Annotated in this window: 15 protein-coding genes; all 15 read right to left on the bottom strand. The window is 39.7% G+C overall.

From position 1 onward, the window contains the following. Nucleotides 1-10: 10 nt before the first annotated feature. Nucleotides 11-1,519 carry a tRNA (N6-isopentenyl adenosine(37)-C2)-methylthiotransferase MiaB gene (gene miaB, locus CH76_RS00950; protein ID WP_036141588.1) on the bottom strand — a complete coding sequence of 503 codons (1,509 nt, stop codon included), beginning with the start codon at nucleotides 1,517-1,519 and terminating at the stop codon, nucleotides 11-13. Between the two features lie 108 nt (nucleotides 1,520-1,627). Further along, on the bottom strand, nucleotides 1,628-1,972 hold the full coding sequence (locus tag CH76_RS00945; protein ID WP_152553265.1) for a 2-oxoglutarate ferredoxin oxidoreductase subunit beta: 345 nt from the start codon (nucleotides 1,970-1,972) through the stop codon (nucleotides 1,628-1,630). Between the two features lie 69 nt (nucleotides 1,973-2,041). Further along, nucleotides 2,042-2,908 (bottom strand): 2-oxoacid:ferredoxin oxidoreductase subunit beta, encoded by an 867-nt coding sequence (locus tag CH76_RS00940; protein ID WP_036141582.1) that lies wholly within the window; start codon nucleotides 2,906-2,908, stop codon nucleotides 2,042-2,044. Then, entirely contained in the window at nucleotides 2,908-4,647 is a 1,740-nt protein-coding gene (locus tag CH76_RS00935) for a 2-oxoacid:acceptor oxidoreductase subunit alpha (protein ID WP_036141579.1), read from the bottom strand. Before CH76_RS00935 ends, CH76_RS00940 begins: the two co-directional genes overlap by 1 nt. A gap of 205 nt (nucleotides 4,648-4,852) precedes the next feature. Further along, nucleotides 4,853-5,077: a hypothetical protein gene (locus CH76_RS00930; protein WP_036141576.1), complete on the bottom strand. Its 225-nt coding sequence runs from the start codon at nucleotides 5,075-5,077 to the stop codon at nucleotides 4,853-4,855. A 133-nt stretch (nucleotides 5,078-5,210) separates the two neighbouring features. After that, nucleotides 5,211-6,008 carry a TIGR00282 family metallophosphoesterase gene (locus CH76_RS00925; protein WP_036141573.1) on the bottom strand — a complete coding sequence of 266 codons (798 nt, stop codon included), beginning with the start codon at nucleotides 6,006-6,008 and terminating at the stop codon, nucleotides 5,211-5,213. A 57-nt stretch (nucleotides 6,009-6,065) separates the two neighbouring features. Further along, nucleotides 6,066-7,634 (bottom strand): ribonuclease Y, encoded by a 1,569-nt coding sequence (gene rny / locus CH76_RS00920; RefSeq protein WP_036141570.1) that lies wholly within the window; start codon nucleotides 7,632-7,634, stop codon nucleotides 6,066-6,068. Between the two features lie 232 nt (nucleotides 7,635-7,866). After that, nucleotides 7,867-8,913 (bottom strand): recombinase RecA, encoded by a 1,047-nt coding sequence (gene recA / locus CH76_RS00915; RefSeq protein WP_036141568.1) that lies wholly within the window; start codon nucleotides 8,911-8,913, stop codon nucleotides 7,867-7,869. A 147-nt stretch (nucleotides 8,914-9,060) separates the two neighbouring features. Further along, nucleotides 9,061-10,317: a competence/damage-inducible protein A gene (locus CH76_RS00910; RefSeq protein ID WP_036141566.1), complete on the bottom strand. Its 1,257-nt coding sequence runs from the start codon at nucleotides 10,315-10,317 to the stop codon at nucleotides 9,061-9,063. A gap of 12 nt (nucleotides 10,318-10,329) precedes the next feature. Next, a complete protein-coding gene (pgsA, locus tag CH76_RS00905) occupies nucleotides 10,330-10,908 on the bottom strand; it encodes a CDP-diacylglycerol--glycerol-3-phosphate 3-phosphatidyltransferase (RefSeq protein ID WP_036141563.1) in 579 nt (192 codons plus the stop codon). Between the two features lie 172 nt (nucleotides 10,909-11,080). Next, complete coding sequence (locus CH76_RS13385; RefSeq protein WP_081892585.1) at nucleotides 11,081-12,175, bottom strand: RodZ domain-containing protein; 1,095 nt, start codon at nucleotides 12,173-12,175, stop codon at nucleotides 11,081-11,083. Between the two features lie 11 nt (nucleotides 12,176-12,186). Then, complete coding sequence (locus CH76_RS00895) at nucleotides 12,187-12,972, bottom strand: YmfK family protein (protein WP_036141560.1); 786 nt, start codon at nucleotides 12,970-12,972, stop codon at nucleotides 12,187-12,189. Between the two features lie 89 nt (nucleotides 12,973-13,061). Further along, complete coding sequence (gene ymfI, locus CH76_RS00890; RefSeq protein WP_036141558.1) at nucleotides 13,062-13,790, bottom strand: elongation factor P 5-aminopentanone reductase; 729 nt, start codon at nucleotides 13,788-13,790, stop codon at nucleotides 13,062-13,064. Beyond that, nucleotides 13,787-15,085 carry an EF-P 5-aminopentanol modification-associated protein YfmH gene (gene yfmH, locus CH76_RS00885; RefSeq protein ID WP_036141555.1) on the bottom strand — a complete coding sequence of 433 codons (1,299 nt, stop codon included), beginning with the start codon at nucleotides 15,083-15,085 and terminating at the stop codon, nucleotides 13,787-13,789. Before yfmH ends, ymfI begins: the two co-directional genes overlap by 4 nt. Next, nucleotides 15,085-16,350, bottom strand: a complete 1,266-nt coding sequence (gene yfmF, locus CH76_RS00880) for an EF-P 5-aminopentanol modification-associated protein YfmF (RefSeq protein ID WP_036141553.1) — start codon at nucleotides 16,348-16,350, stop codon at nucleotides 15,085-15,087. The genes yfmH and yfmF overlap by 1 nt, the downstream gene beginning before the upstream one ends. Between the last annotated feature and the right edge of the window lie 40 nt (nucleotides 16,351-16,390).

Below are 16,390 nucleotides of genomic sequence, written 5' to 3'. Positions count from 1 at the left end.
TTACCACCTTTTATTTAATAAACTCGCCTACTAGGGAGTGTGATTTTGCTTCAATAATTTTGACTGTTACTAATTTACCAACGCTATCCGCAGGCCCCTCGAAGTTAACAAGACGATTTTTGCGTGTATAGCCCGCTAATACATCATCGCGGCGTTTACTGCTTCCTTCAACTAATACTTCGACTTCTGTACCTACTAATTGTTCAAGCGCTTTCGCTGAGTACTCACGCACAACATCGTTTAAGCGATCAAGACGATCTTTCTTTACATCGTCTGGTACATTATCTTGCATTTTAGCGGCTGGCGTACCTTCACGCGCAGAATAAATGTACGTATAAGCCATTTCAAAGCCAACTTCGCGGTAAAGCGATAATGTTTCTTCAAATTGTTCTTCTGTTTCATTTGGGTAGCCTACAATAATATCAGTTGTTAAAGCCACATCTGGGATAGCTGTCTTAATTTTATCTACTAATTGTAAGAAATGCTCGCGCGTATATTTACGTGCCATAATTTTTAAAATGTCATTAGAGCCTGACTGTACAGGTAAATGAATATGTTCCACTAGGTTACCTTTTTGTGCAAGCACCTCAATTAAATAATCATCAAAATCACGTGGGTGACTTGTGGTAAAACGGATACGCGGAATATCAATCGTACTTAACTCTTTCATTAAGTCACCAAGACCATAGGTTACGTCGTCAAAGTCCTTGCCGTAAGCGTTAACATTTTGACCAAGTAACATAATCTCTTGATAGCCTTCTGCTGCTAAGCCTCGCACTTCTTGAATAATTTCAGCAGGACGACGACTACGCTCCTTACCTCTTGTATAAGGCACGATACAATACGTACAAAACTTATCGCAACCATACATAATATTTACCCAAGCTTTAATTGAGCCAAGGCGCTTTTTAGGTAGGTTTTCGATTACGTCGCCTTCTTTAGACCACACCTCAACAACCATTTCTTTTGATAAATAAGCCTCTTTTAAAATCGTTGGTAAGCGATGGATATTATGCGTACCAAAAACCATATCAACATGCTGGTATTGTTTTAAAATACGTTTCACTACATTTTCTTCTTGTGACATACAGCCACAAACACCAATGAGCATATCTGGATTTTTGCGCTTATATTTTAATAGGAAACCTAGCTCACCAAATACTTTATTTTCGGCACCTTCACGAATTGCGCATGTATTAAGCAGGACAATATCCGATTCTTCGATATTGTCGGTTGGCTCATAGCCAAGCGCCATAAAAATACCTGCCATAACCTCAGTATCATGCTCGTTCATTTGACAGCCGTACGTACGGATATAAAATTTGCGACCCACACCCATATTGGCAAACTGCTCGTCAATTTCAAAATCTTTGTGGTAGTTCACTTCTTCCTTACCACGTTTTTTTGCTTCTTTTAATGAGGGTGCTGTAAACACCTGCTCAAAATATTTACTGTAATCCTTTTCAGGTTGCTTGTCTGTTTTGATTTGCTGACTCGCTAATCGTTGTTCTTCATTCATTGCGTAATGAAACTCCTTTCGAGCTAAATTCGTCGCTGCGAATTCTCATTGTTCCATTATAGCGAATTGCACCATAGAAGGACAACCACAACAAAGTATTTCACTGATTTAACGGTATAAGAAGGTCACATACTCGTCACGCTCATTTTCCTTTAAGATAGTTAAAAAAGTTACCGCATATTGTACACAGCGCCACCAATCCAAACCGTAGCGTCTAGCAAATTGACGTGGTTGTAAATAAAATACGTCATAAAAAACCTCGCGTGGTGTTAGCTCTTGCTCGTATAAATGATGCAAATAGGCTAAAAACTCCGTATGATTTTTCACACGTAAAGAGCCTTCTACAATTAAGGCATCGATTTCGTCAGGTTGATCAAAATTACAGTTACGCGCAATATGTACTTGCAATTGCTTTTGTTGTTTAAGTTGCGTAAGCGATATGATTTCTGCCATTAACATCACCCCGTTCCATCGCATTGTATCACAAATAAAAAGGACCGCCCATTTGGACGGTCCTTGCATTTACATAAACTCTTTAACTAAGTCGTTAAATTTATCTTCACCAAGCGCCAAGTCCGCACCTGATAGGGCATCCTCTGAATAGCGATCTACTTTCTTTTGGTAAGATGGTGTTTCGGTATCTTGATAAATAATACCTGTAATCCAACCATCATGCTCCATTACCGTTTTCATTGCTTGCTCACGGTTGCTTGGGTCATAGTCTTCAATATCAGACAACTTTGTTAAATTTTCTTTAAACCATTCATACGTATTTACCTTGTTGTATGTTACGCATGGACTAAAGACGTTAATGAAGGCAAAGCCCTCATGTTTAATACCCGCTTCAATAATTGCTGTCAGCTCTTTAATATCTGTAGAGAAACTTTGTGCAACAAATGTAGCGCCTGTTGTTAAAGCTAGCTCTAATGGTTTAACTGCTGGCTCAATTGCACCTTCTGGCGTTGATTTTGTAACAAAACCTGCCTCTGAACGCGGTGAAGTTTGTCCCTTTGTTAAACCATAAATTTGGTTATCCATAATAATATATGTTAAATCTAAGTTACGACGTAATCCGTGCACAGTATGTCCCATACCAATCGCAAAGCCATCACCGTCACCACCAGAAGCAATAACATTTAAATTACGGTTTGCCATTTTTAAACCTTGCGCAATTGGTAATGCGCGACCATGAATACCATGGAAGCCGTAAGAATTAATATAACCTGAAATACGTCCTGAGCAACCAATACCTGAGATAACTGCTAGCTCATGCGGCTCAATACCAACATTTGCTGCTGCACGTTGAATTGCTGCCTGTACAGAAAAATCACCACATCCTGGACACCAGTTAGGCTTTACACTATTACGAAAATCTTTAAATGTTGCCATTACTTAAGCAGCTCCTTCACTTTAGTTTCGATTTCACCTGGTAAGAATGGTGTACCATCGTATTTATTAATTGTTGTAATTTTATTATGACCGCCCACATTCATTTTCATAATGTTAGCAAGCTGACCTGTAAAGTTATTTTCCACTACTACAACCTTTTTCGCTTTCGCCATTAATGCCTGCATTTCTTCTACAGGGAATGGGTGAATTAAACGAACTTGTGCGTGGTTAACTTTCATACCTTGATTCGTTAAACGCTCTAAAGCCTCATCAATCGCACCACGTGTTGAGTTAAAGCCTACAACTAAAACATCTGCATCTTCATGCTCTGTACGCGCATAGATGGGTTCTTTAAAGTTAATCGCATCTAATTTACGGAAACGTTTTTCCATTTGTGCCGCACGATTTGATGGTGCCTCTGAAGGCTTACCTGTTTCGTCATGCTCAACACCTGTCACATGGTGAATACCATGCTCAACACCTGGGATAACACGTGGTGATACGCCGTCTGTTGTTGTTTCGTAACGTTTAAAGTATGCCTTATCAATCTCAGGTGCTTCAACGCTATCTACTAACTTACCACGACGAATCTCTACCTTACTATAATCAAATGGCTCTACCGTTTGCTTGCCTAAAGCAAGTTGTAAATCCGTTAAAATAATAACAGGTAATTGCAGTTCTTCCGCAATGTTAAACGCTTGGATTGTATCATAAAATGCTTCTTCTGCTGTTGATGGTGCAATTACAACTTTCGGAATTTCACCGTGTGTACCATACAGCATAGCCATTAAATCGGATTGCTCTTGCTTCGTTGGTAAGCCCGTAGATGGACCACCACGCTGCGTATCTACAATAATAAGTGGTTGCTCTGTCATACCCGAAAGACCAATTGCCTCCATCATTAACGAGAGACCTGGACCTGCTGAAGCTGTAAACGAGCGTACGCCGCCGTAGTTAGCACCAATCGCCATTGTCGCTGCTGCAATTTCGTCTTCTGTTTGGATAACAGCGCCGCCAACCTCTGGTAATTTATCAATTAAATATTCCATAATTTCAGATGCTGGGGTAATAGGATAGGCTGCCATAAATCGCACACCTGCTGCTAATGCGCCAAGCGCTACAGCATCGTTACCAATCATAAACATACGGTGCTTACCATCTGCTTTTACTACTTCCCAGTCACCTACACGCTCACCTAACAATTCGTTCATTACCTCGTGCCCTTTAGCAATAGCTTCCATGTTCTTTTGAACAACGACCTCGCCTTTACGGCCAAAGATTTCGTTTACAACACTTTGGAATACCTCGTCCTCTAAATTAAGTAGTGAAGCTGTTGCACCAATCGCTACCATGTTTTTCATAAGCGATGTGCCAAGTTCAGTTGCAATTTCAGTAAATGGTACCGCAAAAAGTGGTGCCTTACAATCTTCTGGCTGGGCTGGGTTAAATTTTGCATCTGCCAAAATAATACCCTTCTCCGTTAGCTCATGATAGTTAACGTCAATCGTCTCTTGGTCGAATGCGACTAAAATATCTAAATCGTCTGTAATAGCACGAACCTCTGTTGCACGCACTGTAATTTTATTATTCGTGTGGCCACCTTTAATACGTGAAGAGAAATGACGGTAACCGTATAGGAAGTAACCTAAACGATTCATTGCCATTGAGAAGATTTCACCTGTACTCTCAATACCTTCACCTTGCTGCCCACCGACTTTCCATGAAAGCTGATGTAACAATATAAACAACTCCTTAGCTTATGTCTTATATACTTTTCCTACACAAGTTTACCATGAAGTAACACATCTCACTATTGTTATTGCCCCAAAAACAATAATTTCAGACCTTTGACCGACACCTTAAAAAAGGCAAATTTAAAAGCAACGCCACCTTTAGTTAAAGTGACGTTGCTTTAATGTGTAGTACAAGCTTGTATGTGGATTATCATTTTATAGTTTCCTCATATTTTTGATTTGGCTGTTTAAAGACAGCTAATAAAATAAATGATACCAATAATATTGAGATGAGCAGTGCAATCGTCATGTTAACTGCACTTACTGGGCCTAGCACTTTCGTGAGTAAAGCGTCAAAGCCTGGAATGCCCATCGTTCTTGGTAACAAAAATAAACCCACAAATAAACCTGCTGCTAAATATGTTAATTTTGTCATTCATGAACACCCCTTTGTTTTAATATCTTTCTATCATACCACAAGTTCACAAATTGTTCAAAAAGTGCGGTATTTTACTATAGAAAAAAGAGGCGAGTTACGATCTCGCCTCTTTAAATAGTTACCCTATTTATTATCCTTTAAACGGATAATCTTCATTAATATAAACACGCTCACAGCGTATGGCTTTTCCGCTCTTATCATCAACCTCTACAAAGAAGCCACTTAATTGCTCTCGACCTGATTTCGGTACTTCAAAACGTGTTGGCATATTCGTTTTAAATCGGTACAACACGCTATCTTTTTTCATACCTAAAATCTCATCATAAGGACCTGTCATACCTACATCAGTAATGTATGCCGTTCCGCCTGGATATACACGCGCATCTGCTGTTTGTACATGCGTATGCGTCCCTACAACTGCCGAAGCTCGTCCATCTAAATGCCAGCCCATTGCAATTTTTTCGCTTGTAGCCTCAGCATGAAAATCTACAAATACAAGTGGTGATGTTTGTTTAGCTTCTGCTACGAGCTCATCTACCATAGCAAATGGATCTTCATGCGGTGGTAAAAATACGCGTCCATGGAGGTTAATTACTGTTAATGTCACACCATTTTTAGTAATTTGAACTGTGCCCTTGCCTGGTGCATCCTCAGAAAAGTTAGCAGGTCGAATTAAATATTCGGCATCATCAATAAAGTTAAAAATATCACGGTTATCCCACGTATGGTTACCCATTGTAATCACATCAACGCCAACTTGTAATAAATCTTGATAAATACTTTCTGTAATGCCGCGTCCTGCAGCTGCATTTTCACCGTTTGCAATAACAACATCTACTTCATACTTGCGTCGTAAGCGAGGTAAATACTTTTCTACAGTATCTCGACCAATTGAACCTACAATATCACCAATAAATAAAATCTTCATTTTCTTCAATCCTTTACAAAAAAATCTCCTCTAACACGCGGTTAAAGGAGAATTTGTTTATTTTGCATATTCTACAGAACGCATTTCTCGAATTACTGTTACCTTAATATGACCTGGATAATCAAGTTCTTCTTCAATACGTTTACGAATATCTCTCGCTAAACGATGCGCAGATAAATCATCAATCTTATCAGGCTGAACGATAATACGAATTTCTCGCCCTGCTTGAATAGCAAATGATTTTTCAACGCCATCATAAGACTCTGAAATTTCTTCAAGTTTTTCCAGACGACGAATGTAGTTTTCAAGTGTTTCACTACGTGCACCTGGACGCGCTGCTGATAAAGCATCAGCTGCTGCTACAAGCACTGCAATAACAGATGTTGCTTCTGTATCACCGTGGTGAGATGCAATACTGTTAATCACTACAGGATGTTCCTTGTATTTTGTCGCAAGCTCAACGCCAATTTCTACGTGACTACCTTCTACTTCGTGATCAATCGCTTTACCGATGTCATGCAGTAAGCCCGCACGACGCGCAAGCACTGGGTCTTCGCCTAACTCTGAAGCCAGTAAGCCAGCTAATGTAGCTACTTCTACAGAGTGTTTTAATACGTTTTGACCATAGCTTGTACGGTATTTTAAACGACCTAAAATTTTAATTAAATCTGGATGTAGGTTATGAACACCGATATCGAACGTCGTTTGTTCACCAGTTTCACGAATATGCTCATCAATTTCACGGCGAGATTTCTCTACCATTTCTTCAATGCGCGCAGGGTGAATACGTCCGTCTTGCACTAATTTTTCAAGCGCTAAACGTGCTGTCTCACGACGAATTGGATCAAAACCAGAAAGAATTACAGCTTCAGGCGTATCATCAATGATTAAGTCAATGCCCGTAAGTGTTTCTAGTGTACGGATGTTACGACCCTCACGACCAATAATACGACCCTTCATTTCGTCATTAGGTAAATTAACAACGGATACTGTCGTTTCTGCTACATGGTCAGCTGCAAAGCGTTGTAGTGCAAGAGATAAAATCTCTCGTGCTTTTTTCTCAGATTCTTCTTTCGCACGTGTTTCCGCCTCTTTTGTCATAATCGAAATATCTGTCGAAAGTTCGTTTTCAACCTGTCCTAAAATGACATTCTTCGCCTCTTCACGTGTTAATGAAGAAATACGTTCAAGTTCAGCTTGTTGTTTAGCGACAAGCTCTTCCACTTTGCTTTCCATCTGTTCAATATGCTGTTGTCGATTGGCTAGAGTTGTTTCTCGTTTCTCTAAGCCGATTTCTCGTGTATTTAGAGCATCATCCTTGCGGTCAAGATTTTCTTCTTTTTGCAATAAACGGTTCTCTTGTTTTTGAAGATCTGAACGACGTTCACGAATGTCGTTTTCTGCCTCAACTCGAAATTGGTGAGTTTCATCTTTGGCTTCAAGTATTGCCTCTTTTTTGAGCGCCTCCGCTTCTCGTTGTGCTGTTTTATGAGCATCATCGATTATTGCTTGGGCCTGGTACTTTGCGCCATTGATTTTATCATTATTCACTTTTTTCATATAAAAATACATAACAACTGCACCAACCATGATGCCAAGCAAAGCGGAGATGATAGCTTCTGTCATACGAACACCTCCTCTTGCTAGTATGTTACTAAAATTTTCATTGGCTTTCACAAAAAAAACTACGTAAAACGTAGCTATTTATCACGCCAGTTTACATTATAATTTAGAAAATTATACATATTTAATTGTATAGTTACTACTAGGCTATGTCAAGGTTAGCACACCATTGAAAACACTTTAATTTTGCATAAAAAAAGCCTGCAGTGCATCAGGCACTGCAGGTCATGTATTATTATTCTTGGTCAATTAATGATTCGTCAGTTTTATCAGCTGTAGCTAATTCATAAGGAGCTGCCGCAATGCCATAAGCATCACGAATACGGCTTGAGATTTCATGTAAAATCTCAGGATGCTCTTTTAAGTATTGCTTAGCGTTTTCACGACCTTGACCTAAACGTTCCTCATCATAAGCATACCAAGAGCCACTTTTTTGAACGATGTCTAGTTCAACACCTAAATCAATAGCCTCGCCCTCTTTAGAAATACCCTCACCATACATAATATCAACTTCAGCTGTACGGAATGGTGGTGCTACTTTATTTTTAACTACCTTAACTTTTGTACGGTTACCAACCATGTCAGTCCCTTGCTTAATTGTTTCAGCACGACGTACTTCTAGACGTACCGAGCTATAAAATTTAAGCGCACGACCACCAGGTGTTGTTTCAGGGTTACCAAACATTACACCAATTTTTTCACGAATTTGGTTAATGAAAATAGCGATAGTTTTTGATTTATTGATTGAGCCTGATAATTTACGTAGAGCTTGTGACATTAAACGCGCTTGTAAACCAACGTGTGAGTCACCCATCTCGCCTTCAATTTCCGCTTTTGGTACTAATGCGGCTACAGAGTCAATAACTAAAATATCAATCGCACCACTGCGCACTAATGCTTCTGCGATTTCTAGCGCTTGCTCACCCGTATCTGGTTGAGATAATAATAATTGGTCAATATCTACACCTAGTGCACGAGCATAAACAGGGTCTAATGCATGCTCTGCATCGATAAACGCTGCACGTCCACCACCTGCTTGCACTTCTGCAATCGCATGTAACGCTACTGTTGTTTTACCCGAAGACTCTGGTCCGTAAATTTCGATAATACGACCTCGTGGGTAACCACCTACACCTAATGCTGCATCAAGTGCTAATGAGCCACTTGAAGATGTTGCGATTTCTAGGTCTGTCTTCTCGCCTAGCTTCATAATTGAACCTTTACCGAATTGCTTTTCAATCTGTTTTAACGCCATATCTAAGGCCGCTTGTCTTTCGTCCAAAATAATTCCTCCTCGTTACTAACTACATTTTTCATCTGTTTTCACTATACTTCTTTTTGAGATATTACGCAAGAAAAAAGCGAACGTTTATTCGTTTTATTTGCAAAATAAAAATTTGAGCAGTTTTCACCACTCAAATTTTAATTTTCACATTGCTACATCATAACCTAGTGCACGTAGCTCTCGAATAATATAATAATATGCAAATTTAGCTGTACGAATACGATTAGTATTGCGCATACCAGATAGCTGTAAATGATGCGTATATGTTTTATTTCCAATCGTAAAAGCAATCCAAACTGTTCCCACGGGCTGACCATCATGCGATGTTGGGCCTGCAGCTCCTGTTAAGCCTACACCAATTGACGTTCCCATACGACGTTGCGTTCCTTGTGCCATAGCAATTGCACATTCCTCGCTCACTACGCCATATGTAGCTATTAACTCCGGTGAAATACCGAGTTGTTTTACTTTAGCTTCAGCTGTGTATGTTACAAAGCCACCAACTAATACATCACTAACTCCCGTAATTTCAGCTAACTCTGCTTGAAATAGCCCTGCTGTTAAGCTTTCGGCTGCACTAATCGTTAGCTTATTAGCGCGTAAAATCTCAACAAGCTTTGAAGCTAACGAATCATCATTAACACCATATTGGTAGTGGCCTACACGCGCCTGTATTTTAGTTACCTCAGCGTTGATTAATTGCTCAGCTTCTTCTGTAGTAGTAGCTTTAGCTGTAATGCGTAGTGTTACCTCACCATCAGTTGCTAAAGGGGCAATTGTTGGGTTAGTTTGGGCATCAAGCAAGTCTTGTAAGGCATCTTCAAGTGCTGCCTCACCAATGCCATAAAAGCGCATGACGTGTGAAGTAATCACACTATCTTCATTTAAGAGCGCAGCAAGTTTTGGCTTTGCCTCATACTGAAACATTGGCTCAAGCTCTTTAGGTGGGCCTGGCAATAAAATATACGTATGACGGTCATGTGCCACTAACATCCCAGGAGCCATACCATGGTAGTTGGCTAGCACTTCACTACCTTCTAAAACTAATGCCTGTTTACGATTGTTAGCCGTCATCACCATATCGCGCTTTTCAAAGTAGCGCTCGATTTGTTCGAGCGCTGTTTCATCAAACACTAATGGTGCACCAATATGCTTAGCAATCGTTTCCTTTGTTAAATCATCTTTTGTTGGACCTAAGCCCCCCGAAAAAATAAGTAAGTCTGCACGGTTTTCTGCAATCTCAATAGCTTGCTTTAAGCGCGTTGGATTATCGCCAATCACAGTGTGATAAAAAACATTAATACCCAGCTCCGAAAGCTGGCTTGAAATATACGTGGCGTTCGTATTAGTAATTTGCCCAAGTAATAGTTCTGAGCCAACTGCTATAATCTCTGCATTCATTTTCGTCACTCCTTATTTTGAAGCTAATAATGCGTGGCGGTTTTTGTAGAAATAATCCCAACCTGACCACACAGTGAAAAATAGGGCAACGTACAACATAATCATCGTAAATGGAATATGCCACATTTCGAAAATTGCGTTGTGCAGTAAGCCGAAAATAATCGCTACGATTTGTGTAACCGTTTTGATTTTACCTAACTGATTAGCTGCTACTACTTCACCGCCACCTGCTAGTACAAGACGTAGCCCTGTTACTGCAAACTCTCGGCTAATAATAACAATAACGATCCATGCAGGCGCAATTTGCATTTCAACTAATAAAATAAACGCTGCCGAAACGAGTAGTTTGTCCGCTAATGGGTCTAAAAACTTACCAAAGGTAGTAACTAAATTATACTTGCGTGCATAGTAGCCATCCACCCAGTCAGTTGCTGAAGCAATCATAAAAATGAGACCACCAATAAAATGATTTACAGGTAAAGTTACACCTAAAAAGTCCATGTCGCCCATCCCAAAGTTAAACATCATAATGATAACAAAAATAGGGATTAGCAAAATTCGTGAAATTGTAATTCGATTTGGAATATTCATGTCAAAGCACCTTTCTTTTCATCTACAGGAAAAAGCCATCTTCCTACAAGACAGCTCTTTTTATTTACTATGTTATAATAACAGATTTTTCATGTGTATCGGTAGCTTTCGCCTTTTTTTCGTAAAATAACAATGAGCCACACCGTATTGCGGTGCAGCTCATTATGTTTTTTTACTGTAGGTTAAAGATTAGGCTTTGTGGATAGCCTTGACGTACATACTCAATTTTTTCACCATTTAACTCTACTTCTGTTGTGTTGATGTTACCAATGACGATATAAAGTGATTTTGACTCTACATTATCAAGCTTAATTTCTTCGCCCGCTGTATACACTTTACCCTCATTATCAAGTAACGTTGCACGTGTTGCTGAATCGCGTACCTCAATCCAAGCATCACCTGTAAATGCTAAGTCTAAGTTAAGCTGTTTTGGCCCTGTCACTGTAAATGTTGTAACATTACCACCTGAATTAGCGGCATCTTCTACAACAGTTTGTTCTGTTTTAGGTTCCTTCTTAGCTTTGTCCTTATCTTTCTTCTCTTTTTCTTTAGCTTTTTCGTTATCTTTAGCTTTATCTTTGTCAGCTTTTTTATCTTCCTCTGACTTTTTATCTTTTGCTACTTGTTCTTTTTCTGCTTGCTTATCTTTTTCTGCTTGCTCTTTTTCAGCTGCTGCTTGCTCGGCTTTTTCTTTCTCAGCCTTTTCTTTTTCAGCCGCTTCTTGCTTCGCTACTTCTTCGTTTTTCTTGCGTGTTTCTTCTTTTTCGCGTTCTTTTTCTGTATCAATTGGTTTTACTGGCTCTGCGTACTCTGTTTGTGAAGGATCTTCACTTGCATTTGGTATATCTGTTTTTGCTTTTTGCATGTAATACATCCAAACTACAATAATAATAATAACAAGTACAAATAACCCAACCATAATCTTAGGTAATGCTTCCATCGTTTGACGAGAAGGACTGCCACCAATGCCACCGCGTTTTTGGCGCTGCGCAGGAATCACTGTCGTTGACTCCATACTTGGTGTACTTGGCACTTCGTTTTTGTAGGTTTCTAATAATTCGTCTGGGTCTAATCCTACAGCCTCTGCATATTGACGAATAAATGCGCGTACATAAAAGGCACCCGGAATACTTTCATAATCGCCATTTTCGATTCCTACTAAATAGCGCTTTTGAATTTTGGTAATCTCTTGTAAATCACTTAATGTATAACCCTTTGCTTCTCTTGCTTCCTTGAGTCGCGTTCCGATTTCTGTCAACAAAAACACCTACTTTTTCCTTAAAAATTAAAACTATCAAATGCATTTCCACTACTAAACATGTCGTTTTTACGTAACATCTCAAATGTGATTTCCTCACCATCATGGTGACGCAGCTCAATAATATAATTAAAATCACTTAGTTTGTATTCACCCGCTTGAATTAACATATCTGGATGCTCAACAACTTTGGTGCCTGGCAAGCTCATAATTTCGCGCACAAGCTGTGCATGCCGCTCATCTGTAGAACGCGCCGTTACAACCCCATCTAAAATAAAAATATTATTGGGGCTAAACTCATCACCCATTAGCTGATTACGTACGGTTTGCTTAATCATTGTGGAGGATAAAAATACCCATTTTTTATTAGCACACACACTGGCTGCTACAACGGACTCGGTCTTTCCAACCCTTGGCATACCACGCACACCAATCAAACAATGACCCTCTCGCTTAAATAGCTCCGCTAAAAAGTCAACTAAAATCCCAAGTTCATCGCGTACAAATCGGAAGGTATTCTTTTCATCACTATCACGCGCAATATAATGCCCATGCCTTACAGCCAAGCGGTCGCGTAGTTTAGGTACTCTAAACTTAGTAAAGCTAATATGCTCCATCTCTGCCACAATCGAACGGAAACGCTCAATTGCGGTTTCATCTGAGCTAACTAGCATACCACGGTGCGTCTCATCTACACCATTTACTGAAATGATGTTAATGCGTAGCATACCGAGCAATGATGCAATGTCCCCTAGCAAGCCAGGACGATTCACTTGAATTTCATATTCAAAATACCAATCGCTCATCTGTTGTACCCCTTCCTCTCTTGTAACGTGAAATTTCCGTATTAGTTCCATAATAGCGGATTTTACCATTATTGAAAAGTTACAAAAGTTTAAATGTGCCAACCGCCATTCACACGAATGATTTGCCCTGTGACATAATCCGCTTGACCACTAATATAAAATCGTACCATTGCACCAATGTCTGCACAACTTGCCATATAGCCTAGTGGGATTGTATTAATAATTTCTTGCTTCTCCTCTTGTGCTAAATGCCCATTCATTGGTGTATCTACCATACCAGGTGCAATAACATTCACGCGCGTATGAGACATGGCTACCTCTTGTGCATAAGCACGCACAAAGCTATGTTGTGCACCTTTTACAGCCGAGTATACCGTCTCGCCAGCTGCGCCAATATCACCCCAAATTGAACCAATAAATGTGACATAGCTTACAGGATGCTGACGTAATTTAGCCGCAGTAAGCGCGACAAGGCGCATAGGGTTTTGGACATGCACATGCCAAAGTGCTTCCATATCAGCTACCTGTGTATCTTCAAGCAATGCATAATGCGCTTGACCACTAGCAAAAACAATTGCTTGTAGGCTAAATAATTGCTCAGCGAGTAGTAGTGCGCCTTCTGGCTCTAAAAAGTTTGCCTGCACTATAATAAACTCATTTGTAGGGTACTCAGCTTGTAGTTGATTAACTAATGCCAGACCCTTGTCTTTGTTACGATTGTAGTGCACATAGAGCGACCAGCCATCGCTTGCAAGCTCTTGGCAAATCGCACGACCAATCGCACCTGTTGCACCTACTACAAGGGCAAATTTTTTCACGCTTCATCACCTAATGGTTCAATAACAAATGACGTTTGCTGTGACTCACCTTGAATCGAGGCAAATGCCGCTTCAATATCAGCAATCGTAATCTCCTCAAGCATCGGTACAACGTCAAATAAATTCATATCGTTAAAAGCATAGCGTGTAAATTGGTTTGCAATAAACTCAATATAATTAAATTGACGTAGCATGGAACCAATATGCTTACGTTTTTCACGCGCTACATCCTTAGTATCTAATACAAGACTTTGCTCTAAACGTGCTAACTCTGCTTTTACCTCTGCAATAAAGCGCTCTGGCTCGCGTGTATCTGTACCGATTAACGCAAAACCATACCCCTGTTCTAGCATAAAGCCAGCATCATAAGTCTCATCTACTAGTCCTTCATCATATAAACGCTCGTAAAACGCTGATGTGCGGCCAAATAAAATTTCCATGGCAATATCCATAGCTAATTCATGTTTTAACATAGCTTTACCTTGCAGTGATACTTCGCGTGCTTTTAAACCCACATATACTTTCGGCTTTTGTACATCCATCTTAAGTGTACGATGCTTAATTGCTACATCTGTTGGCTCATCCTCAAAAAAGCGCTCAATTTGCTGTGGTGGTGCAAAGGTTTTGCTTGCTTGATTATCACGCACAAAGTCCATCATCTCCACAGGATTAACCGCACCAATAATAAATAACAACATATTAGATGGGTGGTAAAAAGTGTTATAACACGTATATAAATGTTCAGCTGTAATATCATCAATTGACGCTATAGTACCTGCAATATCAATCTTAACAGGGTATGTGTGGTACATATTTTCGATGGCTCCAAAGTATAAGCGCCAACCAGGCTGATCATCATACATCGTAATTTCTTGCCCAATGATACCCTTTTCTTTATTTACAGTTTCCTCTGTAAAATAAGGAGATTGTACAAAGTTGAGTAATGTCTCCGTATTTTTGTATAACTGATCTGTTGCTGAAAATAAATATGACGTGCGTGTAAATGAAGTGAAGGCATTAGCTGATGCACCTTGCTCACTAAATTTTTGGAACACATCCTCATCTTCTTTTTCAAACATTTTATGCTCTAAAAAGTGAGCAATACCATCTGGCACAGTAATAGGCTCATTTTTACCAAGTGGGGTAAATGTACGGTCTACTGAACCATACTTTGTTGTAAACGTTGCATATGTTTTCGAAAAGCCTTTTTTCGGTAAAATATAAACGTCTAGCCCATTCGCCATTTTTTCATAATATAATCGCTCGTCTAATTGTTCGAAGTGTAATTCTTCCATTACGCCTCCTCCTTTCCACTTAAGAAGTATGCCGCTTCAAGCTCGACTTGCTGTGCCATCTGCATAACATCCTCCTTCGTAACATCTTGCCACTTTTGTGACCATGCGGTTACGGTAAAGATTTCGTTTAAATCCTTATATTGATCGTATACTTCAATTTGTCCTCGTGCTGAATCTAACGCTTCACGTAATTGATTTTGTAACATAGCCTTTGTTTGCGTCATCTCACGCTCGCTAATATCTCCTGCTGCAATTGCGGCTAGCTGTGCTTTAATTAAATCAAACGCCTTTTCCTCATTAACAGCCTCAATACCTGATGTTACAAAAACTAGTCCATGATGAGAAGCATAAGAGCTTGATGCATAGTAGGCTAGGCTCTCCTTCTCACGTACATTCATAAATAATTTAGAGTGCGCATAGCCGCCAAAAATACCATTAAATACTTGCATCTTAGCAAAGTCTACATCACCAAAGCGTACTGGTGTCGAAAAACCAATATGCAGTTTGCCTTGCTTCATTGTTTGTTGTTCACGCACATAAGTTACCTCTTGTTTAGCAGGTGTTGTAGAGCGTGTTTCTGTCATAGCTTCACGTGCTGTAAATGGAAACGCCTGCTTCATTATTGCTGTTATAGCGGCAACTTCTACATCACCTACGATATAAATATCAATCGTATCTTCTTTTAGCATACGCTCATAAGCCGCAACTAATGTAGTGGGTGTAATCGCTTGCACATCAGCTACTGTACCATTTGCCGAAATCGATGCAACATGGTCAGGGCGCATAAGTTCCATTAAGCGCTTTTGTGCAAAGCGCGCCTTATCATCAAATACTGATTCAATTCGCTCTTGAATAATTTGTTTTTCGCGCGTTACTACTGACGGTTTAAACACACCATCTTGTAAATTAGGCTTAAATAATGCCGTTTGCATCATTTCAATCATTGGCGCTAATACCTTTTCGTGTGAAAGATAATGGTCGTTCACTACTTCAGCGTTCATATAAAGCGTATGAGCTGTACCTTTTTTAGCTGTATCAAAATACAAAACAGCACCGTACAATTCATCAAGCGCGCTACGATAAGCCGCTGTTGTTTGGTAAACTGCGTTACTATGTTGTAAAACATTTGTTAGCACTGTGCGTTCTGATGCACTTTGCTTTGTTAATTCATTTCGAAATTTAAAAGAAAAGCTAATCGTTTTAAATTGTGTCGTAGGGCGTACATACAACGTTACACCCTGTGCTAATTCGATTTTCTCAAACATTGAGAAACCCTCCATTTCTATAAAAAGCGCTACTCTCTAC

Origin of the sequence: Lysinibacillus sp. BF-4 (assembly GCF_000743635.1) — a bacterium.
Taxonomy (GTDB): domain Bacteria; phylum Bacillota; class Bacilli; order Bacillales_A; family Planococcaceae; genus Metalysinibacillus; species Metalysinibacillus saudimassiliensis.
The sequence above is the reverse complement of the archived record's forward strand: the minus strand, read 5'-3'. Positions and strand labels throughout refer to the sequence as shown.

Excerpts from the sequence above, each read along its gene's own strand:
- miaB (WP_036141588.1), bottom strand. The coding sequence starts at position 1,519 with ATGAATGAAGAACAACGATTAGCGAGTCAGCAAATCAAAACAGACAAG.
- CH76_RS00945 (WP_152553265.1), bottom strand. The coding sequence starts at position 1,972 with ATGGCAGAAATCATATCGCTTACGCAACTTAAACAACAAAAGCAATTG.
- CH76_RS00940 (WP_036141582.1), bottom strand. The coding sequence starts at position 2,908 with ATGGCAACATTTAAAGATTTTCGTAATAGTGTAAAGCCTAACTGGTGT.
- CH76_RS00930 (WP_036141576.1), bottom strand. The coding sequence starts at position 5,077 with ATGACAAAATTAACATATTTAGCAGCAGGTTTATTTGTGGGTTTATTT.
- CH76_RS00925 (WP_036141573.1), bottom strand. The coding sequence starts at position 6,008 with ATGAAGATTTTATTTATTGGTGATATTGTAGGTTCAATTGGTCGAGAT.
- rny (WP_036141570.1), bottom strand. The coding sequence starts at position 7,634 with ATGACAGAAGCTATCATCTCCGCTTTGCTTGGCATCATGGTTGGTGCA.
- CH76_RS00910 (WP_036141566.1), bottom strand. The coding sequence starts at position 10,317 with ATGAATGCAGAGATTATAGCAGTTGGCTCAGAACTATTACTTGGGCAA.
- pgsA (WP_036141563.1), bottom strand. The coding sequence starts at position 10,908 with ATGAATATTCCAAATCGAATTACAATTTCACGAATTTTGCTAATCCCT.
- CH76_RS00895 (WP_036141560.1), bottom strand. The coding sequence starts at position 12,972 with ATGAGCGATTGGTATTTTGAATATGAAATTCAAGTGAATCGTCCTGGC.
- yfmH (WP_036141555.1), bottom strand. The coding sequence starts at position 15,085 with ATGGAAGAATTACACTTCGAACAATTAGACGAGCGATTATATTATGAA.
- yfmF (WP_036141553.1), bottom strand. The coding sequence starts at position 16,350 with ATGTTTGAGAAAATCGAATTAGCACAGGGTGTAACGTTGTATGTACGC.